Raw genomic sequence first — 21,859 nt, 5'->3', positions numbered from 1 at the left:
TGGAGCCTTTTTACTCGCGTCAGAGGACCGTATGAAACGAATTTTCCTTACCTGCGCGGCGTTGTTGTTCAGCAGTCAGGCGTTGGCCGATGAGTGTGCCAGCGCCAGTACGCAGCTGGAAATGAATCGCTGCGCCGCCGCGCAATACCAGGCGGCAGATAAAAAGCTGAACGAAACCTATCAAAGCGCGCTTAAGCGTGCGCAACCGCCGCAGCGTGAGCTGTTGCAAAAAGCGCAGGTGGCATGGATTGCACTGCGGGACGCCGATTGCGCTCTGATTCGCTCAGGTACGGAGGGCGGCAGCGTGCAACCCATGATCGCCAGCCAGTGCCTGACCGATAAAACGAACGAACGCGAAGCGTTTTTAGCCTCGCTGCTGCAATGTGAAGAGGGTGATTTGAGCTGCCCACTGCCGCCAGCCGGTTAACGCACGCGAATCCCTTCAATAATAATGCGCTGAACGCTTTCGACCGTTTGGTTAAAAAAGGCTTCATCGCGAAGCGTCGCGCCGGTTACCGCTTCAACCTGAGGGGCAAAATCGGCGTAATGTTGCGTGGCGGCCCAAATCATGAAGATCAAATGGTGCGGGGAGACGGGCGCCAGTTTCCCGCTGTGCACCCATCCGGCAATCAGCGCGGATTTTTCATCTATCAACGCTTTTAGATCGCCGGTCAGTTCCTCCATTAAGAGCGGCGCGCCCGCCAGCATCTCCATGCAGAAGAGCCGCGACGCCTGCGGATAATCACGCGAAACCTCCAGCTTGAGACGGATATACTCTTTGATGGCCTCCAGAGGGGAAAATTCTGCGCGAAACGCCTTGAGCGGCGCCAGCCAGACATCCAGGATCTGTCGCATTACCGCGACATACAGCGCCTCTTTCGAGGGATAATAATAAAGCAGATTGGTTTTGGAGACGCCTGCCCGCTCGGCGACCTGCTCAAGACGCGCGCCATGAATGCCATACTGGGAAAAAACGGCAAGCGCGGCGGTTAAGATAAGCTGCCGTTTTGCACCGGTGGCCTGCGAGCGTTTCCCGATTTTTTTCTCTGTGCGTTGCGACATGCGCCCTCTCCTTTTTGTCAGGACGCAAGCATACCAAATCCGGCTTATAAACAAAAAAACCGCCGGAAATCCGGCGGCGGTGGCGCATGACGCTTTTTAGCGCGAAACGCTCAGCGTCTTGCTGTTGTGACGCAGGCTAGCTATTACGGTTACTGCTTTTGCCCCCTTTTTTGCCTGCTTCGGATGCGCGCTGCGGGTCATTCTTAAAATTGCCCCCGCTGTGCTGACCACCTTTACGACCTGCTTCTGATGCTCTTTCGCGGTCTTCCGCAAAATTACCGGAACCGCCACGATGGTTTGCCATTACTGACCTCCGTCATAGATTAGACATCATATTGCATAGGTAATGAGGAGTATCTCCTCGCGCAGCGTATGAACGATATCATCAGTAACGCCGCGTAACATTAAGCATAGTGAAAAACGCCGTGGTAGGCCGCTTACCGAAATATTCTGCAACATCAGAAGCCGAATACACAGAATAATAACCATAAGAAATAAATAAGTTATTCTTATATTTGGAAAAATCAAAGCGCTTAAAAATGTATCATTTTGCAACAAAGGTCGCCAAATTAATTATTGTTATAAATCAAAGAAATGGCGCTGAAATTTGCACTCTTCACAGGAGAGCATATCTTTAAATAGACGTAGCGAATCGCTACACACCTGATTAATCTGAGGAGTAGTACAAATGGCAAAGATTCTGGTGCTCTATTATTCCATGTACGGACACATTGAAACCATGGCGCATGCGGTGGCGGAAGGGGCAAAGAAAGTCGACGGCGCAGAGGTCATTATAAAGCGTGTGCCAGAAACAATGCCGCCTGAAATCTTCGCAAAAGCTGGCGGTAAAACACAAAACGCACCGGTTGCCACCCCACAGGAGCTGGCGGATTACGATGCCATTATTTTTGGTACGCCAACCCGGTTTGGCAATATGTCAGGCCAGATGCGTACCTTCCTGGACCAAACCGGCGGACTGTGGGCATCCGGCGCGCTATACGGCAAGCTCGGCAGCGTGTTCAGTTCTACCGGAACGGGCGGCGGCCAGGAGCAGACCATCACCTCGACCTGGACTACGCTTGCCCATCATGGGATGGTGATTGTCCCGATAGGCTATGCCGCACAGGAACTCTTTGACGTCTCCCAGGTTCGCGGCGGCACGCCTTACGGCGCAACGACTATCGCCGGAGGCGACGGTTCACGTCAACCAAGCCAGGAGGAACTATCTATCGCTCGCTATCAGGGGGAATACGTCGCCGGTCTGGCAGTCAAACTCAACGGCTAATCTTCAACAGGAGGATTCGAATGCCAACTCAAGAAGCAAAAGCGCACCGCGTCGGCGAATGGGCAAGCCTGCGTAATACGTCGCCGGAAATTGCCGAAGCCATTTTTGAAGTCGCTCACTATGACGAGAAACTGGCAGAAAAAATATGGGAAGAAGGTAGCGATGAGGTGCTGATCAAAGCCTTTGAGAAAACGGACAAAGACTCGCTCTTCTGGGGCGAACAAATCATCGAACGTAAAAACGTATAACACAAACGCCCCCGCCTGCGCGGGGGCATATGGCTATTTTGCAGCAGTGTTCATGACGTTATCGAACTTATCCAGCGGACAGAAGCCGTTCGCATCCACCGGACATCCTTTCAGTTCCAGGGTTACCCTTTGCGCGGGCGATTTGAGCGTTAACGCTTCCGCGTTACGTAACTGCCGGGCGCTCTGGTAGACATACTCGATTTTCATCAAATCCCGGTTAGCGTTGCCGTCATGCCAGCGTTGGAAGACAAGCTGACCGCCAATCGGCGTTCTCTCATACTGGTCATGGAGCTGATAGGGTTTAAAATCCAGGGCCGTCAGCAGCGACGCGATATTGGAATCATGCCCCACCAGCACGGTAACCTTCGGCGCGCTAACGCGATCGGCAACCAGCACCTTATCGATATATTTCACCAGCGGCGCAGCGACATTGCGCGCCACCGTGGGTGAGGTAAACAGGCTGTCCTGATAGCCGTTTTTCAGTTTTGACAGCACCTTCCACTGCCGATCGGTGTGGATGCCGCCCCAGGCGACCTGATCCATCGGAAACCCTTCGTAATATTGCAGGGTAAACGCATCCACCAGCGAGTTCCCTACTTTCAGCGGCCCCTGCACGCCAGGCTCTTGCTGATAGTTCGCGCTGAAGGTATCTTTCGCGTCGATTAGCGAACACTGATGCTTCTCTTTGCAGGACGGCGAGTCCTGATAATGCGTTATCTGCTCAAGCAGTTTATAACTCTCATCAAGATGTAGCTGACTACGCGCCTTTTCCATCGCCTGTACGGCCTGTTGCCGGAACGCGGCGGAATCATCGGTAATTACCGGATTGAAGGTAGGGTCCATAGTGCCCATTTTTTCCTGATGATGAACAGGAATATCACAGCCGGGGAAAGCGCCGGTAATGAAAAATTGCGCGGTGGCGACGGTGCGCTGCAAACTATTCGCATAGGCATATACCGTGTCGGGCGCCGGACATTCTCCCGACGGTATCAGCCCCTGCGCGACCAGCCATTCACGTGTGTAGTGTCCCATATAGACTTCCAGCACGCCGCCTTTCGTCGTCAGTTGCCCGCCGGGAACGTCCCACGCCGGCCAGGCGTTCGGCGTCGACTGCGCCAGTACGCTGCCATTATTCGCCAGCGGCGCCCGCAGATTATGGCGGCTCATCATCAGCACCTGTTGTAATTGATAACCCTCCGGCGTTGTCTGCGCCTGTACGGCAGATGACAACAAAACAGCCCCTGCCACAGCAACAGCGAGTAATGATTTTTTCATCCCTATGACCTCTTGTTGTTATCAAATCGTTCTGAGTGTGACAGAAATGGATCATTTTTCCGGGAACGATTTCGCAAAACGGGGGTTTTTCTTACAGTAAACGCGTTAGCGCCGGGAAACCCCGGCGCATATTCAGAACGTTTTTGCCCACCACAGCCGAAGCTTCATGCCCCAATAGCTGGTCCAGCCGCTGGTGGTGAACACAACCCGACCTTGTGAAACCACCACCAGCGTTGGCGTCACGCTGATTTCCCATCCAGCGGATAAGGCGCCGTTAGCATCATTGATGACCGGGAAATCAACGCCCTTGCGCGCCAGCCAGCGGGCAACCTCAGCGTCATCGCCGGAGCGGAGCGCAACGGTCATGACGTTTTCCCCTTCCGCCGCCAGGCGAGCGACCGCAGGCGTAGTAAAGCGGCATACCCCGCACCAGCTGGCCCAAAAATAGAGCAGTACGGGGCGTTCTTCGCTCAATGTCGCCAGAGTTGTCGACTCTCCCGTCAGCGTACGTAATGGTGTCGTGGCAAACGCCGGAGGCGCCTGCGGCGCGCGCCAGACATCCATGACCACCATTATCGCGATGAGGAGCGCCAGAAAAACCGCGGCTTCACGCAGCCAACGCCGCAGTTTACCCGCCATTGGCAGCCGCCAGTTTTTCTTTCACCACCGCTTCCAGCGTATCCCAGGGCACTGCGCCCGGAATCAGCTCGTCGCCAATGATCGTCGCTGGCGTTCCTTGCACGCCGACCAGCCTTGCCAACTGCAAATTAGTGCGTATCGTTTCCATGCTTTTTTCATCCAGAGTCACTGGCGTAGCCCCTGCTTTCTGCTGGGCCTGTTTAATACTGTCATCCGTATGGTAACCGCGCTTTTGCATGAGTTTTTCATGTAGCGCGAGGAACTGTTGCGGATGCTCGCGCCAGGTGGTCAGCGCAATACGCGCCGCCAGTATGGAACTCTCTCCTTTGAATGGCAGCGGTTTAATAATGACCGCAACGTCAGGATATTTCTGCACAATCTTTTCCAGCATCGGATCGAGCTGTTTGCAGTACGGACAGTTGTAATCCGTAAAGTTCACCAGCGTCAGCTTAGGGTGTTTAGCGCCTATCCGCGGGCTGGCAGGATCGTTAAACAACGCCGCATGGATCAGATTTTCAATCTGCTTTTCCTGATCCGGCGTAAAAGGGGCGGTTTCTTGCGCGATGCTCAGCGTCGAAAACAGCGCCAGCAGTAAAACAATCATGTATTTCATTGGGTTATTCCTTTCGCTTTTTTCAACGTTTGTAATACCGCATCGCGGGTCAGCAAAGTGGGCAGTGCCTCCCCTTCCGGCAAGCCGGGGCCATATACCTGATTAAACGGCACGGCGACCTGGCCGCGCGTTTTCAGAAAATCTGTAATGGCATCGGACGGCAGCGTCCAGTCTCCCCGCAGCGCCACAACATCCGGCTGTTGCAAGGCGGCCTGCACATCCTCTTTTTGCAGGACGTTGTATTTATTCACTTTACAGGTAATACACCAGTCCGCAGTGACATCGACAAATACCCGCTTATGCTGCGCCAGCGCCGACTGGATTGCCTGTTCACTCAAGGGTTGCCACTGAACCGTGTCTTGCGCGCTCTTTGACGCAGTGAAGCCGAAATGCGGCAGGAGTAACGTCGCCAGCCAGATAGCCGATCCCAGCATCATCAGACCGAGGATCCTGCGCAGGACATTCATCCAACGCCCGGGGCGCGGTAAACGTAGCGCAAGCCCTGGTCGTATCGCGACCAGTAGCCACGGCGCGCTCATTCCCAGGCCAAGCGCAAGGAACAGCCCCCACAGCGTCGGCAGCGACGCCGTGAGCGCCACGGCGACCGCCGTGCCCAGAAACGGCGCGCTACAAGGCGTCGCCAGCAGCGTGGCGAATGCCCCCTGCCAGAAATGTCCCGACATACCGTTACCGCCGTAAGTGGCCAGTTTCGTGGTCATAGATGAGGGAAGCCTGAACTCAAAAAGCCCGAACAGGCTGGCGCTAAACAACAACATCACCAGCGCCATAAAACCAATAAACCATGCATTCTGGAACTGGACTCCCCAGGCCAGCGCATGGTTTGACAGGCGAAGGAGGGTCATAAACGCCGCCAGCGCCATAAATGACGCAATGATACCGGCGACCGAAGCCAAAAATTGTCGCCTGATGTGAGAGCGGCTTTTTTCCTCTACCAATAAAATAGAGCCAAGTTTCATGCCCAGAACCGGCAGTACGCAGGGCATTAAATTAAGAATCAGTCCGCCGATCAGCGCCATCATTACAACTTGCCAGAAAGGTAGCGCCGCATTGTCCGGCGTTTGCGCTGGCGCAGCGCCAATGGTTTGCGTGCTCTCCTGGGCGATAGCGCCATCGGCTAACACGAGGGTCAGCGATTTGTTGCGCAAATCGGGCGCCTTTTCGCCCCAACTGTCCGTCACCGGCACCGTCGCCTGTAACCTGTCGCCCTCTACGCGCAGGCGAGGCTTCGCAAAATCGACGTCATCTATGGTGTCAAGATAGAGCCCGGGCGATGACCAGCCCGCCGCTCGCGTAGCAGTGACCACCAGTTCTCCCGGGCGATAGCCGACGTCAAGCGAGTCCGTTAGCCCACTGCGGAGCGGAACTTTACCCATCGCCCGCGCATAGTCATGGGCAAAATCGGCATTCTGCACAGTGGGCGTCACGGAAAAGGGGTAATCGGTCAACAGACAAACATTGCTGCAGGTTGATAACGTCAACACGCCGCGCAAGGTTGCCGGCGGCGTACCGCGCACGATCATCGGAAAGGTCACCTCGTCGTGATATCCCTGGGTGGTGATATTCGCCACATCAAAGCGCGAGGGGGTTGGCCAGAACCAGCTTACCTCAGGCATGTCGCCTTTCCAGGCGATAGAGGGCGCCACGCCCCCTTCCCCCGGCGCGCGCCAGTAGGTTTTCCAGCCGTTTTCCAGTTTGACGTCAAGCAACAGCCGGGTCTCACCGTTAGCGGACGTATCGGCACGTAGCCGTATGCTGGCATGGTCGTTATCGGGCGAACGCAGCCAGCCGCTTTCCGCCGCCCAGGAGACGGGCAGCCAAAGCCATAACAGGCAGAACAGTATCCGCCTGAACAAAATCATCATATTTTTTCTCCGTGAATGAGTAATTAACCGTTAGCAATAACCGGTCTGTCATTCACGGAAGACACAAAATCGTAGATGTACCCGTAATGTGGGCGGCGAAATAGCCCGTGGAGGCGAAAACGGCAGGCGCATGATCCGGACAGGCGCCAGTAAGGAAAGCAGTAGACAAAGCGCAAGGATAGCGCCTTCAAAGAGTACCGGAGGCGCCGCCAGCAGCGACTTGGCGCTTAATTCGCAGGGAGTGACCGGCGAGCCGTCATCTGTCGAGGAGGGAGCGCTGACCACCGCAGCAGAGGCCGTCGCCTGCATCTGCAAGGCGTGCAGGCCCGCCATGCGTTGCGCGGTACAAACCATTACCACGACACATGCAAGGCAAAGAAACCACCACCCCATCCGTTGTTGTTTCGCCATTGCGCCCTCACTGTTTAACGCGAGTTATCTTAGCCACTGGCGCGGTTTTGGCAACCTTTCCCCTGTAAAGTTATGTCGGCGCGCTGCGCAACCTTCTGATAGTCGAACAACGTAATTTATTCTTACTAATGATATAACTGGTGTTTTCATACGCACTTTTCAGGTTTACCCTACACTTAGTGGAGAAACCTTTTTGGGGTCCCTTCTGTATGTATTGATTTAGCGAGATGATGCTATGGAACTTAAGGATTATTACGCCATTATGGGCGTGAAACCGACGGACGATCTCAAGACGATTAAGACCGCCTATCGCCGACTGGCCCGCAAGTACCATCCAGATGTCAGCAAAGAACCCGATGCCGAAGCCCGTTTCAAAGAGGTTGCTGAAGCATGGGAAGTGCTGAGTGATGAGCAACGGCGCGCCGAGTATGACCAGTTATGGCAACACCGTAACGATCCACAATTTAATCGCCAGTTCCAGCAACACGAAGGCCAGCCGTATAACGCCGAAGATTTTGATGATATTTTCTCGTCTATTTTTGGTCAGCACGGTCGCCATTCGCACCACCGCCACGCCGCACGCGGTCATGATATCGAAATTGAAGTGGCGGTATTCCTGGAAGAAACGCTGGAAGAGCACCAGCGTACGATTAGCTATTCCGTCCCCGTTTATAACGCGTTCGGCCTGGTGGAGCGGGAAATTCCCAAAACATTGAATGTGAAAATCCCGGCTGGCGTCAGCAACGGGCAACGAATCAGACTGAAAGGCCAGGGCACGCCGGGGGAAAACGGCGGACCTAATGGTGATTTATGGCTCGTTATCCATATTGCCCCGCATCCGCTCTTTGATATTGTCAATCAGGATCTGGAAGTCGTCCTTCCGCTTGCCCCATGGGAGGCGGCGCTCGGCGCTAAGGTGTCTGTGCCAACGCTTAAAGAGCGTATTTTGCTGACCATTCCCCCCGGCAGCCAGGCTGGTCAGCGGCTGCGTATCAAAGGAAAAGGATTAGCCAGTAAAAAGCACACTGGCGATCTCTATGCCATCATCAAAATCGTTATGCCGCCGAAACCTGACGAGAAAACAGCTGCCCTGTGGCAACAACTGGCGGACGCGCAGTCGTCCTTTGACCCACGCCAGCAATGGGGGAAAGCATAATGGCTAACATCACTGTCACCTTTACCATCACCGAATTTTGTTTGCACACCGGCGTGACGGAAGAGGAGCTAAACGAAATCGTCGGACTTGGCGTAATTGAGCCTTACGAAGACGATAACGCCGACTGGCAATTCGACGATCGCGCAGCGAGCGTGGTACAACGCGCGCTACGCTTACGCGAGGAGCTGGCGCTCGACTGGCCTGGGATCGCGGTCGCGTTAACGCTGCTGGAAGAGAATTCACGGCTGCGCGAAGAAAACCGGTTACTGCTGCAACGCCTTTCTCGCTTTATCTCGCATCCCTAATCCACGATAAAGGCAATAAACCGAGGGTGGGCTTTCTGCCCACCCCGGATTTACATGCACCCGGTATAATACCAGAATGCCTCTGACATACTTCCCCCAACGGAAGAAATATAGCCTTTCACCGCGCACAACCCGATCAACGAACCGCCAATGTCAGCCATTAATGCGCCATTGCGAAGATCATCGTTTAAATAAAGACCAGCCACACGTTCACATTTTTTAGATACGTCGGTTATTTTTACACGTTAGCGATCATTTATTGCCTGAAGAATATATTCTTTCACTGTTTTGTACTCTCTGGTTGATACGTACCTTCTCCCTGTCAATGCCGGGTAAAATGTACCGCTGCGCTTACAGGTTGCGGTATTTATAAATAAGAAATACAACAGTCACTTACAGTTTAATAATTGAGCGTTATAACATCCACTACCGCCCAATATTTACACCACGCCTAAAATACAAAAATGTAATAGAATGTAAACAAAATAAGAGCATAAAATAAATAACTTATTAAAAAATCAATATAAATAGAGTGGTCAATAAAAAACGATCGTTTTCAACGAGTTATGTTTCTCAGATTTTCATCTATCCTGAATAGGCTTGCGGAAAATGTAATTTACACCATTGACTATTTCACTTAAAAGGTTTCTGTAATGGAATGGAAGGTCGTTGATACAGTTATAAGTCCCTCTACCGGAGTATCGTTCTCATGCATACATAGCCTAAAAAATCTTAGATTGACCTTATGGTATCAGGCAGATGTTTACATGCCTCCAGGTAGCATTATCATCCCCTTTAATAAGGGGGTCTTAATAAACGATAAACTTTATCCCGTTACTGTTTACAACGTTACCAGGTTTAATCCTGTTCTATGGAAATCGCTTAAAGAAAATAGCCACTGTCCTGGTAACTGCAATCCTAAACCAGAAGCCTGCAGTTATCCTTTCGAGTGTCTGGTATCCGTTTGTCCATTTGGTTTAACCAGAAATATTCAAATAGATAATAAGAAAGTTTAGGAAATAAAGTATGCATTAGCCATACTACTGATTAAGTGTATTCGCGCACGTTTGCAGTATTTTGCAGTTAAATATGTTTGATATAAAAATTGTACAGTTCGGATATTTTTTGATTCGTTTAATCTAACCTTCACTTTGGCAACGAGGAGCCGGTACAGAGGATATTACTGATGGCCGGCAGACAAAGAAACGCATTGCTTTTAACACTGTATAAATTCCATCCGTGACATTCTTATTTAGTAATATTTCACCAGAGCAATCATCTTACCTTTATTGTGCATAAAAATCAGCAAGTAGTGTTTAGAAAAAATAATGTTTTAGACAAAAGCTCTGCGCGTCATGCTGATCGCCAAAAGCATAACGGGCTGACATCATGTCAGCCCGTGGGTTTACCCCTGCCCTGATACTTACGGTACGCTTATCGTCATATTGTCATGACCGACAATGACAGGGCCCGGGTAATTTTTCATGGCTTCCTGTTGCCAGACGTCATCCGCAACCGTCGCAGGCACCAGATGACTTAACACCAGTTTTTTCACGTGGGCCTCGCGAGCAATCTTACCGACATCTTCAATCGTGGTGTGATGCGACGCAATCGCTTCAGCCAGCGTTTTTCCGTTGCCAATACTATTAGCCAGTTTTGCTACCGAAGGGACATGTACCGCCTCATGTACCAGGATATCCGCCCCCTGGGCAAACGTTGCAAGCGGCGGAAACCAGGACGTATCGCCAGAGAAGACGATTCGCTTACCCTGGGTATCAAAACGGTAAGCAAACGCTTCACCGTCCGGAAAAGGGGAATGAGGCACTTTCAGCGCGCTTATTGTGACCAGTTCATCTTTATAGATGACGCCCTGGCCAATATCGGTCGCCTTAACCAGGTTGCGCGGATCGGGTTTCCCCTCTTCTTCCATGCGTAACGTGATATCCCTGTCAAAGACCTTCCAGCTAGCCTTCGTCATCGCCTGGGTTCCCGGCGGGCCATAAACCTGTATGGTATGGTCTTTCAGACCACTTGCCCAGGCATTCATCAGCAAGGAAGGATAATCCAGTATGTGGTCGCTGTGCAGATGGGTGAGCAAAATAGTATTGATGTTGCGCAGTGGAATGCCGTTTTTCACCAGTTGCAGACTGGCGCCGTAGCCGGCATCTATCAGCCATATTTTATCGCCGATAGTGAGCGCCGTCGCTTGCGGTAGTCTGGCTGTATTGAGCAAAGAAGGCCCGCCTTTGGTGCCCAGTAAAACAATGTTGATCTCTTGAGGCGCAGGAGTACCGGCAGCAATGGCAAGGTGGCTTTGCGCCAGCATACAAACCGCCAGCATAGCGACGCTTTTTTTCATCATGTTTTTACTCTTCTTAGTTGAGAAAAGAGGGAACTTCACGTTGGCGAAACTGCGAAGGAGAACAGCCAGCAAGGCGATTAAAGAAACGGGCGAAATAAGCCGGATCTTTAAAACCTAATTGCCAGGCGATCTCGTTGACAGCATTGTCGGAAAAAAGCAGCAGTCGTTTCGCCTCGCGTAATTGCCGATCAAAAATCAGGCGTTTAGGCGGGCGATTAGCAAAACGTCGGCAAATATCGGTCAAACGAGATTCGGTAATATGCAGCTCGCAGGCATAATCGGGCACCGTCCAGTGCTGATGGAAGTGGTTGTCAATTAACAGGGTAAAGCGCTGAAAAAGTTTCAGTTCACCGCGCATCCCGGTTGCGGCGTGATCGTCCAGCTTCGCATTACGCAACAGCAAGGTAAATACCGCCTGCGCCAGTAGCACCAGGGTATGTTCGCAGCCAGCCAGTTGTTCCGTGGACTCCCGCTCAATTAGCTGCCAGTAATGTTTGAGCGCCGCCAGCTCGTTGGGTTTATCCGCCAGCGACAGACAGATTCCCGGCAGGCCGAAGGCCTCTCTGGTGCCGGGATAAAGCACTTCCAGCAGCGGCCAAACCAGCTCTTCGCGTACCGTCAGAACATGGCCATCGCTATCCGATTCGGTAATAAAAGCATGCGGCACCGAGGGCGGCGTAAGCACAAATAGCGGCGCCTGCACCGAATAGCGATGATCGTCGAGCTGTAGCTCAATCTGCCCGGTATCAAGAAAGTGCATTTGAAAAAACTGGTCGTGGCGATGCGCCTGCATATCACGACCAAAGAAATCCGCCATACGAGCAAACGACTGATAATGCACATCGTTACTGCCCATGCTTTCGTCATACTCTTTGCTGATATCAATATTGGCGATCGCACGTTGGCACATAGTATCTCCTCAAGGGGTGGCGCGCGGACGCGATGCTTTCATGGGAATGAGCCAGATAATGGCGGCGCCGACGACTAACAGAGAAGCGACAAACCAGAGTCCGCTATTGAAGCTACCGGTGATATCTTTTAGCCAGCCAATCATAAACGGGCTAAGTGCGGAGCCAATATTGCCGGTGGCATTGATGACCGCAATGCCTATCGCCCTGGCGCGTAAACTGATCGACTGATCCGGCGTGGTCCAGAAGATCGCCATCGCGCTAAAGGAACCCGTGGATGCCATCACGATCCCCAGGAGCTGGATCAAGTTATGGTCGGTCGCCGACGCCAGCAGCCAGCCCGCGGCGGCAAACAGGAACGGCAACGCCGTGTGATGTTTACGCTCCTGATGTTTGTCCGAATGGCGGCTCCAGTAAATCATGCCCAGAATAGTACAAATCTGCGGGATCGCCGCCAGCAGGCCGATGGTGATATTGCTGCTGCCTTCATTAAAACTTTTCAGGATTTGCGGCGTCCAGATACTAATGGCGCTAAGCGTATTGGTAAGGCAAAAATAGGCCAGCGTATACATCAGTACAATTGGCGTGAATACTTCGCGCCACAGACTACGCTGCTGCATGGCGTTATGGCTGATGGCCCCCTCCGGCTGAACCAGCGTCAGGCGGTCATTATCCATCATCTCCTGCAAACATTTTTTATCCTCTGCCGTCAGCCATTTGGCTTTTGCCGGGGTATCATCCAGGTAAAACCAGACCATAATGCCTAACAAAACTGACGGAAATCCTTCCAGCAGGAATAACCACTGCCATCCATGCAGATTGAATATGCCGTCCAGCGATAAAATATAGCCGGAGACAATCGACCCCAACGCGGTAGTGGCCGGCATGGCAATCATAAATAATGCGTTGGCGCGGGCGCGGAAAAATGCCGGAAACCAGTAAGTTAAATAGAGCAATATTCCTGGCAAAAAGCCCGCTTCGGTAATGCCCACCAGCATTCGCAGCACATACAGGCTTTTCGGTCCCACCGCGAACATCGTGGCGGTAGATGCAATGCCCCATAGCACCATAATGGTCGCAATCCAGCGGCGGGCGCCGACGATGCTCAACATCACGTTGCTGGGAATGCCGAAAATGACGTAGGTGGCGTAAAACAGCGTCGTGGCAAGGCCAAACATGGTGGCGCTTAATCCCAGATCCTGCCCCATCGTCAACCCGGCAAAACCGATGTTGATACGGTCTAAAAACGAGAAGATAAACAACACGAATAAAAATACGATCAGTCGGCGGAACAGTTTATTTATGACGGTTTGTTGACCCGTGCTGAGCGCGTTGTGCGAACTGACAGACTCGGGGCTTTCCGGAAGTGCAGATGATGTGTCGCTCATTTTTTTTCCTCTGATGGGAATTTTTGTAGGGTACTACGGTTGCCCGGTAGCGCTGCGCTTACCGGGCCAGTCTTAATAGACGCCGGACGCACCGGACAGTTTTTTTTCTGCGCCAAAGCGCGCCGCCAGCACCTCCGCGCCGCGCGCCAGCAGCGTGGTGTCAACGCCGACGGCGACAAATAGCGCCCCCAGTTCCAGATAACGTTTCGCCAGTGCTTCATTGGCCATCAGAATCCCCGGCGCTTTCCCCGCCGCGCGTATCTGCACGATGGCGTTCTCAATCGCCGCCTGCACTTCCGGGTGCTGCGGATTGCCGGCAAAGCCCATATCGGCGCTGAGGTCCGCCGGACCAATAAACACGCCGTCAATGCCATCCACGTCGAGAATTGACGCCAGATTGCTCATCGCCTCACGCGTTTCAATCTGCACCAGTACGCACATGGCGTCGTTGGCCTGGTGGAGATAGTCCGGAATGCGATTCCAGCGCGATGCCCGCGCCAGCGCGCTGCCCACGCCGCGAATACCGGCAGGCGGATAACGCGTAGCCGCTACGGCGTTTCGCGCTTCATCGGCATTCTGCACCATCGGTATCAGCAGCGTTTGCGCGCCGACGTCGAGCAGTTGCTTAATCTGTACCGGATCGTTCCATGACGGACGCACCACCGGCTGGCTGGGATAAGGCGCAATCGCCTGCAACTGGGTCAACACCGTCTGCACGTTGTTTGGCGCGTGTTCACCGTCGATCAGTAGCCAGTCGAAGCCGGCGCCCGCTAACAGTTCAGCGCTGTAACTGTTGGCAAGCCCCAGCCACAAACCGATTTGCGGGCGCCCCGCTTTTAACGCGTCTTTGAAAGCATTTTTCATCGTTTCTTCCTTACACAAACCGGCAACTGATCGCGCCCATGTTGCCGTAGTCGACATGGAAAATGTCGCCCTTGCGCGCCGGCACCGGGCGGGTGAACGAGCCGCCGAGGATGATCTGCCCGGCTTCAAGCTGGACATCGTAGGGGGCAAGCTTGTTCGCCAGCCACGCCACGCCGTTGGCCGGATGATTCAGCACGCCTGCGGCGACGCCGGTTTCTTCGATCACGCCGTTGCGATAGAGCAGCGCGGAAATCCAGCGCAGATCCAGCTCGTCTGGTTTGATGGGACGACCACCGAGGATCACCCCGGCGTTGGCGGCGTTGTCGGAAATGGTGTCGAACACTTTGCGCGGGCGCTGGGTTTCCGGGTCGATGTTGTGGCTGCGGGCGTCAATCAGTTCCAGCGCCGGAATCACATAATCCGTGGCGTTGTAGACGTCGAACAGCGTGCAGTGAGGGCCGCGCAGCGGTTTCGCCAGCACAAACGCCAGCTCCACTTCAATACGCGGGACGATAAAACGGTCGGTGGGGATATCGCCGCCGTCATGGAAGAACATATCGTCAAGCAGCGCGCCGTAATCCGGTTCGCTGATTTGCGAGCTGGCCTGCATCGCTTTTGAGGTCAGGCCGATTTTGTGGCCTTTGAGCGTGCGCCCTTCGGCAATTTTGATATTGACCCATTCACGCTGTACGGCATAGGCATCTTCAATAGTGATGTTGGGATAATCCAGCGACACTGCGCGAATCTGTTCACGCTGTTTTTCAGCCTGATTAAGTCGCTGGGCGATCAGGGTATGGGTCTGTTTATCGAGCATAGTGTTTCCTGTTACGTCATTCGGTGCTGCTGTGCCGGGTGGCGACGCGGGTGCGTCTTACCCGGCCTACGGTTCGGTATTGCTTCGTGCATCGTTTTTTTGTAGGCCCGGTCAGCGCAGCGCCACCGGGCGAAAGAGTGTGCTATTTAAATAACGCGTGTACGTTGTTTTGTTTGTAATTGAGCGTTGGATGTAACTCGGCAATCTCAAACGACAGCGCCAGATAGCGGTTCTCCATCAGGTCGGCGAAGTGGGCTTTAATCAGCCCAAACAGCATTTCGCCGACTTCCTGACGGCTCTCCAGGCTGCGCCCGGCGCCGATTTTCAGCGTCATATGCACAAACGCGTAATCATGCTTACCGTCAGCCATCTGCCAGGTATCCAGCCAGTGGGCGCGACTGCGGATACCGCCAATGGGGAAAATCCCGCTGGCGGCCAGCGCCTCGTTTACCTTGCTGAACAAGCCGGGTAAATCAGCCTGCTCGCGAATATTTTCAGTACATTCAGCAATAAAGTGCGGCATAAACACCCCTTACGCAGGCAGCGGGAAAACAGCGTTTACCTGGCCGGTACCGGAGCTGGCGAACAGGTCGGTGATGAACTCCACCTTGCCGTCGTATTTGTCCCAACCCAGCATTCCCAGCAGCATGACCGTGTCGTGCATGTTGCCTTCGCCGTAGCAGTAGTCGGCGTACTCCGGCAACATGGTGCAAAACTCCTTGAATTTGCCTTCGCGCCACAGCTTGACCACGCGCTCGTCCATTTGATGATCGAACTCGCGGGTGTAGCTGTTCATCCCCTCTTCCGCCCGTTGGTCGTCAATAAAACGGTGCGACAGAGAACCACTGGCGAATACCGCTACGGTACCGTCATATTTCTCAATCGCCTTGAGAATGGCTTCGCCCAGTCTGCGACTGTCGGCAAAATCATGCACAGTGCAGAACGCCGAAATGGAGACCACTTTGAAGTGCTTGTCGCTGTTCATGTAGCGCATCGGTACCAGCGTGCCATACTCCAGCTTCAGGCTCGGGATGTTATGCGCTTTAGCGCGCACGCCCAGTTTGACTGCCTCGTCGGCGATCAGGTGGCCGAGCTCCGGATTACCGTCATAGTCATAGGTCATGTCGCGAATAAAGTGCGGCAATTCGTTGCTGGTATAGACGCCCTGGAAATGGTCGGCACAATTAATGTGGTAAGCGCTATTCACCAGCCAGTGGGTGTCGAATACGATAATGGTGTCAACGCCCATTTCGCGGCAACGCTTGCCAATTTCAATATGCCCATCAATGGCTGCCTGACGACAACCGTGATTTTTTCCTGGTAGTTCAGAAAGATACATCGACGGCACGTGGGTAATTTTTGCTGCTAACGCTAACTTGCCCATATCAAACTCCCCATTTTGGGATAGGATGGTCGCCCATTGAGATGCAGACGTTTTTCATTTCCGCAAACACTTCGAAGCTATATTCGCCGCCTTCGCGCCCGGTACCGGAGGCTTTCACGCCGCCGAACGGCTGGCGCAGGTCGCGGACGTTCTGGGTGTTGACGAAGACCATGCCGGCTTCAATCCCACGCGCCAGGCGCAACACTTTGCTCACGTCCTGGGTCCAGATATAAGAGGCCAGACCGTATTCCACGTCGTTCGCCAAACGTAACCCTTCCGCTTCGTCTTTGAATGGCAGCAGACAGGCGACTGGCCCAAAGATCTCTTCCTGCGCGACGCGCATACGGTTGTCGACATCGGCCAGCACGGTTGGGCGCAGGAAGTTACCGCCTTTCAGATGCGCAGGCAGGTCAGTGGGTTTTTCTGCACCGCCCGCCAGCAGCGTTGCGCCCTCTTCAATGCCGAGGCGGATATAACCGGAGACTTTTTCCCAGTGCTGTTGGCTAATCAGCGCGCCGACCTGGGTGTTCGGGTCGGTCGGATCGCCGACACGCAGGCGATTCGCGCGTTCGGCAAAGCGCTTCACGAACTCAGGGTAAATGCTCTGCTGGATAAAGATGCGCGACCCGGCGGTGCAGCGTTCGCCGTTGATCGAGAAGATGGTGAACAGCGCGGCGTCCAGCGCGCGCTCAATGTCGGCGTCTTCAAAAATCAGCACCGGCGATTTGCCGCCCAGCTCCATCGAGTATTTTTTCAGCCCGGCATTTTTCATGATATTGCGACCGGTGGCGGTACCGCCGGTAAACGACACCGCACGCACGTCATGGTGGCGTACCAGCGCATCGCCCGCCGTCGCGCCGTAGCCCTGCACCACGTTCAGCACGCCTGCCGGAATTCCTGCCTCCAGCGCCAGCTCGCCCAGCCTGTCGGCAGTCAGCGGCGACAGCTCGGACATTTTGAGCACCGCGGTGTTACCCAGCGCCAGGCACGGCGCAACTTTCCAGGTCGCGGTCATAAACGGCACGTTCCACGGCGACACCAGCGCGCAGACGCCGACGGGCTGCACCAGCGTATAATTGAGCATTTTATCGTCAACCGGGTAGGTCTTGCCGTTCATCTGCTGGCACACTTCGGCGAAGAATTCGAAGTTATGCGAGGCGCGCGGGATCAGCACGTTTTTAGTCTGGTGAATAGGCAGGCCGGTGTCGGCGGTTTCCATCGCCGCGATTTCCGGCACATGCTGGTCAATCAGGTCCCCAAGGCGGCGCATCAGGCGCGCGCGCTCTTTCATCGGCAGGTTGGCCCATTTCGGGAACGCCTCTTTTGCCGCCGCGACAGCCTGGTTCACTTCTGCTTCACCGCCGGAGGCTACTTCCGCCAGCACGTCACCGGTCGCCGGGTTAGTGGTCTGGAAGTAGTCGTTACCTGCAACGTTTTTGCCGTTAATCCAATGATTTATTTTCTTCATTTTGCGCTCTCCTCACTGACGATTCGGTTAACCAGGCGACCCACGCCTTCTACTTCAACGACAACTTCATCCCCCGGCACCACATCGGACAGCCCTTTCGGCGTACCGGTGGCAATCATGTCGCCCGGTTGCAACGTCATAAATTCGCTCAGATAAGAAATCAGGAACGGGATGCTGAAGATCAGATCGGCGGTCGTCCCTTCCTGCCGCAGCTCACCGTTGACAAAGGTGCGTAACGTCAGGTTATGCGGATCAGAAACCGCCTCTTTATCCACAATCCACGGGCCTATCGGCGTCAGGCCGTCGCGGCTTTTTACCCGCAGATTCGGACGGTAGTAGTTTTCCAGATAGTCGCGGATCGCGTAGTCGTTACAGACGGTGTAACCGGCCACATACTCCATGGCTTCGGCTTCGCTCACCTTACGCGCCGTTTTGCCAATCACCACGACCAGTTCGGCTTCATAGTGCATATATTCGACGTTGTTCGGGCGCACCGACGTTTGGTGATGTTCGGTAAAGGTGTTTGGCGCTTTGATAAATACCAGCGGCTCTTTCGGCGGCGTAAATGCCAGCTCGCTGGCGTGATCGGCGTAGTTCAACCCCAACGCAAATAACGTACCCGTCGCTGACAGCGGCCACGTAAACGTCTGGTGGCGGGCGAATTCATCTTCTGCGACAACCGGATTTTCCAGAGCGGGTAAACCTTTCGCCAGAATACGCACCCGATCGCCGGGACGCAGCGCAACGCGATTCTGCGGCGTACCGAGTAAGATCGCATCGCCAGGGTTAAGCGTAGCGAACTCACTTAACGCGCTAAGCAGTTGTGCGGCGCTACGCTGTAAATCGGCAGTATTCCAGTGGTCCGCTTCTCGTCCGTTGATTTCCGTGATAATGGTGAGGTTATCCACATCACTCAGCGGCGCCATTTCACCCAGCGGGCAAAAGCCATCACGACATTTCGCTTTAATCGCCGGGCGATAAAAGCTCTCTTCCGGCAGGCTGACCTCGTTAGCCAGCGCATACCCGGCGATATAGTCCGCCGCCGCTTCAGGGCGTATCCGGCTGGCGGTTTTCCCCACGATGAGCGCCACTGTCGCGCCGCTCAGTACCTTTTCTCCCTGCGGATAAGGAATGGGTTCGCCGTGACGAATCACCGTATTACGCGGCTTGATGAACCACACTGCGGTTTTAGGCGGCGCATTATAGGGAGGCTGAGAGAAAGCCTCTTGCCAGGCATCAAGCTGACTGCGATGGTTTAACGCAACGGCGAAAACAGTACCCTTCATACATAAACTCCTCAGGCCGATTTAACGGGCTGTGATTTCATTAATATATTAATGATTAGATTTATGCTTTCGCTGTACATTTAGCAAGCTGAAGTAAAGTATTTGTGATGTGATTAACAATATTTTCACAAAATAACAATTAAATGCATATATATCAAATAGTTAAATAAAATCCTTTATTTCTGTTAAACTTTGGACATAAAACAGATGTCATAGCTCACATCGGTAAACACGATTATTCAGGTATTAATAATTCTGCAAAAGAGAAACGCTTATGCATGATTCATTAACCATCGCCTTGCTTCAGGCGCGCGAAGCGGCAATGACCTATTTCCGCCCCATCGTTAAAAGCCACAATCTGACCGACCAGCAATGGCGCATTGTGCGAATCCTGGCCGATAGCCCCTCTATGGATTTTCACGAGCTGGCCTTTCGTACCTGTATTTTGCGTCCAAGTCTGACCGGAATATTGACGCGCATGGAGCGAGACGGACTGGTGTTGCGACTCAAGCCGGTTAACGATCAGCGTAAGTTATATGTCATGTTGACGGAGCAGGGACAAACGTTGTACGCCCGTGCCCGAAGCCAGGTAGAAGAGGCTTATCGAAAAATTGAGGCCGATTTCACGCCCGAAAAAACACAGCAATTGATGCTGCTGCTGGACGATCTTATTGCTCTGGGACGCCAGCATCCTGATAGCGAAGCGGAAGCATAGTATTCTTACCTTCCCACGCCGCCGACACGGAAATCCCCTCCCGCTTACAACGTTGACGGCGATCGCATTTTACTCTTCTTCTTCGACGTTCATCTGAAAAGTACCCGCCGTTGTCCTGAAAGTCTCTTCACAGTTTACGCTTCTGCCTATTCAATTAAACAACAAATAAGAAACATATTATTAACAAAACATTCCGATTAACGAGGAAGAGGCCGCAATGAAACCTGAAGATTTTCGTACTGATAACAAGCGTCCGTTAACGGGCGAAGAGTATTTAAAAAGCCTGCAGGACGGGCGGGAAATTTATATTTACGGCGAACGCGTTAAAGATGTTACGACACATCCGGCATTCCGCAATGCCGCAGCCTCTGTCGCACAACTGTATGACGCATTACATAAACCGTCGATGCAAGATACCCTGTGCTGGAATACTGATACCGGCAGCGGCGGTTATACGCATAAATTTTTCCGCGTGGCGAAAAGCGCAGACGATCTGCGCCAACAGCGTGATGCTATCGCCGAGTGGTCACGCCTGAGTTACGGCTGGATGGGACGCACACCGGATTACAAAGCCGCCTTTGGTTGCGCTCTGGGCGCTAACCCAGCCTTCTACGGCCAGTTTGAGCAGAACGCCCGCAACTGGTACACCCGTATTCAGGAGACCGGCCTGTACTTTAACCATGCAATCGTCAACCCGCCCATTGACCGCCACAAACCTGCCGACGAAGTGAAAGACGTCTATATCAAGCTGGAGAAAGAGACGGACGCCGGGATTATTGTCAGCGGGGCGAAAGTCGTCGCCACTAACTCCGCCCTGACTCACTACAACATGATTGGTTTCGGCTCAGCCCAGGTGATGGGCGAAAACCCGGATTTTGCTCTGATGTTTGTCGCGCCAATGGATGCCGAAGGCGTAAAACTTATTTCGCGCGCCTCGTATGAAATGGTCGCGGGCGCGACGGGCTCGCCGTTTGATTATCCACTCTCCAGCCGCTTTGATGAAAACGATGCCATTCTGGTGATGGACAAGGTGTTGATCCCGTGGGAAAACGTGTTGATTTACCGTGATTTCGATCGTTGCCGTCGCTGGACGATGGAAGGCGGCTTTGCCCGTATGTATCCACTGCAAGCCTGTGTTCGTCTGGCGGTTAAACTTGATTTCATTACCGCGCTGCTGAAAAAATCGCTCGAATGTACGGGTACCGTAGAGTTCCGGGGCGTGCAGGCCGATCTCGGCGAAGTCGTGGCGTGGCGCAATATGTTCTGGGCATTGAGCGATTCTATGTGTTCTGAAGCAACCCCATGGGTAAACGGCGCCTGGCTGCCGGACCACGCCGCGCTGCAAACCTATCGTGTGATGGCCCCAATGGCCTACGCGAAAATTAAAAATATTATTGAACGTAACGTTACCAGCGGCCTGATTTACCTGCCTTCCAGCGCCCGCGATCTGAATAATCCGCAAATCGACCAGTACCTGGCGAAATACGTACGCGGCTCTAACGGAATGGACCATGTTGAACGTATCAAAATTCTTAAATTGATGTGGGATGCCATCGGCAGCGAGTTTGGCGGTCGCCATGAGCTGTACGAGATTAACTACTCGGGCAGCCAGGATGAAATTCGTCTGCAGTGCCTGCGTCAGGCCCAGAGCTCCGGCAATATGGATAAGATGATGGCAATGGTTGATCGCTGCCTCTCCGAATACGATCAGAATGGCTGGACGGTTTCGCATTTGCACAATAACGACGACATCAATCAACTGGATAAGCTGCTGAAATAACGCGGCAGGAGGT

The 21,859-nt window shown here is 53.4% G+C and carries 24 protein-coding genes; 8 read left to right on the top strand and 16 right to left on the bottom strand.

Translation table 11 applies throughout. From position 1 onward, the window contains the following. Positions 1-31 precede the first annotated feature (31 nt). Complete coding sequence (locus tag ACH0WD_RS17065; RefSeq protein ID WP_000821064.1) at positions 32-427, top strand: lysozyme inhibitor LprI family protein; 396 nt, start codon at positions 32-34, stop codon at positions 425-427. Here ACH0WD_RS17065 and rutR read toward each other — a convergent pair. After that, a complete protein-coding gene (rutR, locus tag ACH0WD_RS17060; protein WP_000083128.1) occupies positions 424-1,062 on the bottom strand; it encodes an HTH-type transcriptional regulator RutR in 639 nt (212 codons plus the stop codon). The genes ACH0WD_RS17065 and rutR overlap by 4 nt on opposite strands. A 136-nt stretch (positions 1,063-1,198) precedes the next feature. Further along, positions 1,199-1,366 (bottom strand): general stress protein, encoded by a 168-nt coding sequence (locus ACH0WD_RS17055; protein ID WP_001273663.1) that lies wholly within the window; start codon positions 1,364-1,366, stop codon positions 1,199-1,201. 384 nt (positions 1,367-1,750) lie between these two features. Between ACH0WD_RS17055 and wrbA the strand changes: the two genes are divergently transcribed. Together wrbA and ACH0WD_RS17045 are read left to right on the top strand one after the other, a co-directional pair. Beyond that, the gene (gene wrbA / locus ACH0WD_RS17050) at positions 1,751-2,347 is read left to right on the top strand and encodes an NAD(P)H:quinone oxidoreductase (protein ID WP_001062898.1); all 597 of its coding nucleotides are present in this window, start codon (positions 1,751-1,753) and stop codon (positions 2,345-2,347) included. 20 nt (positions 2,348-2,367) lie between these two features. Beyond that, complete coding sequence (locus tag ACH0WD_RS17045; protein ID WP_001143125.1) at positions 2,368-2,595, top strand: YccJ family protein; 228 nt, start codon at positions 2,368-2,370, stop codon at positions 2,593-2,595. A 33-nt stretch (positions 2,596-2,628) separates the two neighbouring features. Here the strand turns inward: ACH0WD_RS17045 and agp are convergent, their stop codons facing one another. The 5 genes from agp to ACH0WD_RS17020 form a co-directional block, all read right to left on the bottom strand. Next, positions 2,629-3,870 (bottom strand): bifunctional glucose-1-phosphatase/inositol phosphatase, encoded by a 1,242-nt coding sequence (agp, locus tag ACH0WD_RS17040; protein WP_000749201.1) that lies wholly within the window; start codon positions 3,868-3,870, stop codon positions 2,629-2,631. Between the two features lie 132 nt (positions 3,871-4,002). Beyond that, complete coding sequence (locus ACH0WD_RS17035) at positions 4,003-4,509, bottom strand: protein disulfide oxidoreductase (protein ID WP_000907529.1); 507 nt, start codon at positions 4,507-4,509, stop codon at positions 4,003-4,005. Beyond that, complete coding sequence (locus tag ACH0WD_RS17030) at positions 4,499-5,122, bottom strand: DsbA family protein (RefSeq protein ID WP_000876685.1); 624 nt, start codon at positions 5,120-5,122, stop codon at positions 4,499-4,501. The genes ACH0WD_RS17035 and ACH0WD_RS17030 overlap by 11 nt, the downstream gene beginning before the upstream one ends. Beyond that, positions 5,119-7,005: a protein-disulfide reductase DsbD gene (locus tag ACH0WD_RS17025; RefSeq protein ID WP_000972961.1), complete on the bottom strand. Its 1,887-nt coding sequence runs from the start codon at positions 7,003-7,005 to the stop codon at positions 5,119-5,121. The genes ACH0WD_RS17030 and ACH0WD_RS17025 overlap by 4 nt, the downstream gene beginning before the upstream one ends. A 48-nt stretch (positions 7,006-7,053) precedes the next feature. After that, entirely contained in the window at positions 7,054-7,416 is a 363-nt protein-coding gene (locus ACH0WD_RS17020; protein ID WP_001118901.1) for a copper resistance protein, read from the bottom strand. A gap of 235 nt (positions 7,417-7,651) precedes the next feature. Between ACH0WD_RS17020 and cbpA the strand changes: the two genes are divergently transcribed. The 3 genes from cbpA to ACH0WD_RS17005 all read left to right on the top strand — a co-directional run bounded on the left by cbpA (position 7,652) and on the right by ACH0WD_RS17005 (position 9,893). After that, positions 7,652-8,572, top strand: a complete 921-nt coding sequence (gene cbpA, locus ACH0WD_RS17015) for a curved DNA-binding protein (protein WP_000420603.1) — start codon at positions 7,652-7,654, stop codon at positions 8,570-8,572. Then, positions 8,572-8,877: a chaperone modulator CbpM gene (gene cbpM, locus ACH0WD_RS17010; protein WP_001284251.1), complete on the top strand. Its 306-nt coding sequence runs from the start codon at positions 8,572-8,574 to the stop codon at positions 8,875-8,877. The genes cbpA and cbpM overlap by 1 nt, the downstream gene beginning before the upstream one ends. 653 nt (positions 8,878-9,530) lie before the next feature. After that, the gene (locus tag ACH0WD_RS17005) at positions 9,531-9,893 is read left to right on the top strand and encodes an anti-adapter protein IraM (RefSeq protein ID WP_001537781.1); all 363 of its coding nucleotides are present in this window, start codon (positions 9,531-9,533) and stop codon (positions 9,891-9,893) included. Between the two features lie 407 nt (positions 9,894-10,300). Here the strand turns inward: ACH0WD_RS17005 and ACH0WD_RS17000 are convergent, their stop codons facing one another. The 9 genes from ACH0WD_RS17000 to hpaG form a co-directional block, all read right to left on the bottom strand. Further along, positions 10,301-11,239 carry an MBL fold metallo-hydrolase gene (locus tag ACH0WD_RS17000; RefSeq protein ID WP_000976561.1) on the bottom strand — a complete coding sequence of 313 codons (939 nt, stop codon included), beginning with the start codon at positions 11,237-11,239 and terminating at the stop codon, positions 10,301-10,303. Between the two features lie 13 nt (positions 11,240-11,252). After that, a complete protein-coding gene (hpaA, locus tag ACH0WD_RS16995) occupies positions 11,253-12,149 on the bottom strand; it encodes a 4-hydroxyphenylacetate catabolism regulatory protein HpaA (protein WP_000336602.1) in 897 nt (298 codons plus the stop codon). Positions 12,150-12,158: 9 nt separating this feature from the next. Further along, a complete protein-coding gene (hpaX, locus tag ACH0WD_RS16990) occupies positions 12,159-13,535 on the bottom strand; it encodes a 4-hydroxyphenylacetate permease (RefSeq protein ID WP_001285803.1) in 1,377 nt (458 codons plus the stop codon). Positions 13,536-13,607: 72 nt separating this feature from the next. After that, complete coding sequence (gene hpaI, locus ACH0WD_RS16985; RefSeq protein ID WP_000785068.1) at positions 13,608-14,399, bottom strand: 4-hydroxy-2-oxoheptanedioate aldolase; 792 nt, start codon at positions 14,397-14,399, stop codon at positions 13,608-13,610. A 10-nt stretch (positions 14,400-14,409) separates the two neighbouring features. Continuing rightward, a complete protein-coding gene (gene hpaH, locus ACH0WD_RS16980) occupies positions 14,410-15,213 on the bottom strand; it encodes a 2-oxo-hept-4-ene-1,7-dioate hydratase (RefSeq protein WP_000884794.1) in 804 nt (267 codons plus the stop codon). Between the two features lie 142 nt (positions 15,214-15,355). Continuing rightward, positions 15,356-15,736, bottom strand: coding sequence for a 5-carboxymethyl-2-hydroxymuconate Delta-isomerase (locus tag ACH0WD_RS16975; protein WP_001119849.1), 381 nt, complete (start codon positions 15,734-15,736; stop codon positions 15,356-15,358). 9 nt (positions 15,737-15,745) lie between these two features. Then, on the bottom strand, positions 15,746-16,597 hold the full coding sequence (hpaD, locus tag ACH0WD_RS16970; RefSeq protein WP_000516978.1) for a 3,4-dihydroxyphenylacetate 2,3-dioxygenase: 852 nt from the start codon (positions 16,595-16,597) through the stop codon (positions 15,746-15,748). 1 nt (position 16,598) lies between these two features. Further along, positions 16,599-18,065: a 5-carboxymethyl-2-hydroxymuconate semialdehyde dehydrogenase gene (hpaE, locus tag ACH0WD_RS16965; RefSeq protein WP_000723524.1), complete on the bottom strand. Its 1,467-nt coding sequence runs from the start codon at positions 18,063-18,065 to the stop codon at positions 16,599-16,601. Further along, on the bottom strand, positions 18,062-19,351 hold the full coding sequence (hpaG, locus tag ACH0WD_RS16960; RefSeq protein ID WP_000679210.1) for a 4-hydroxyphenylacetate degradation bifunctional isomerase/decarboxylase: 1,290 nt from the start codon (positions 19,349-19,351) through the stop codon (positions 18,062-18,064). Before hpaG ends, hpaE begins: the two co-directional genes overlap by 4 nt. A 274-nt stretch (positions 19,352-19,625) precedes the next feature. Between hpaG and hpaR the strand changes: the two genes are divergently transcribed. Together hpaR and hpaB are read left to right on the top strand one after the other, a co-directional pair. Further along, positions 19,626-20,066, top strand: a complete 441-nt coding sequence (gene hpaR / locus ACH0WD_RS16955; RefSeq protein ID WP_000543922.1) for a homoprotocatechuate degradation operon regulator HpaR — start codon at positions 19,626-19,628, stop codon at positions 20,064-20,066. A 217-nt stretch (positions 20,067-20,283) separates the two neighbouring features. After that, positions 20,284-21,846, top strand: coding sequence for a 4-hydroxyphenylacetate 3-monooxygenase, oxygenase component (hpaB, locus tag ACH0WD_RS16950; RefSeq protein WP_000801496.1), 1,563 nt, complete (start codon positions 20,284-20,286; stop codon positions 21,844-21,846). Positions 21,847-21,859 lie beyond the last annotated feature (13 nt).

This window comes from Salmonella sp. 2020_1395, assembly GCF_043848115.1.
Taxonomy (GTDB): domain Bacteria; phylum Pseudomonadota; class Gammaproteobacteria; order Enterobacterales; family Enterobacteriaceae; genus Salmonella; species Salmonella enterica.
The sequence above is the reverse complement of the archived record's forward strand: the minus strand, read 5'-3'. Positions and strand labels throughout refer to the sequence as shown.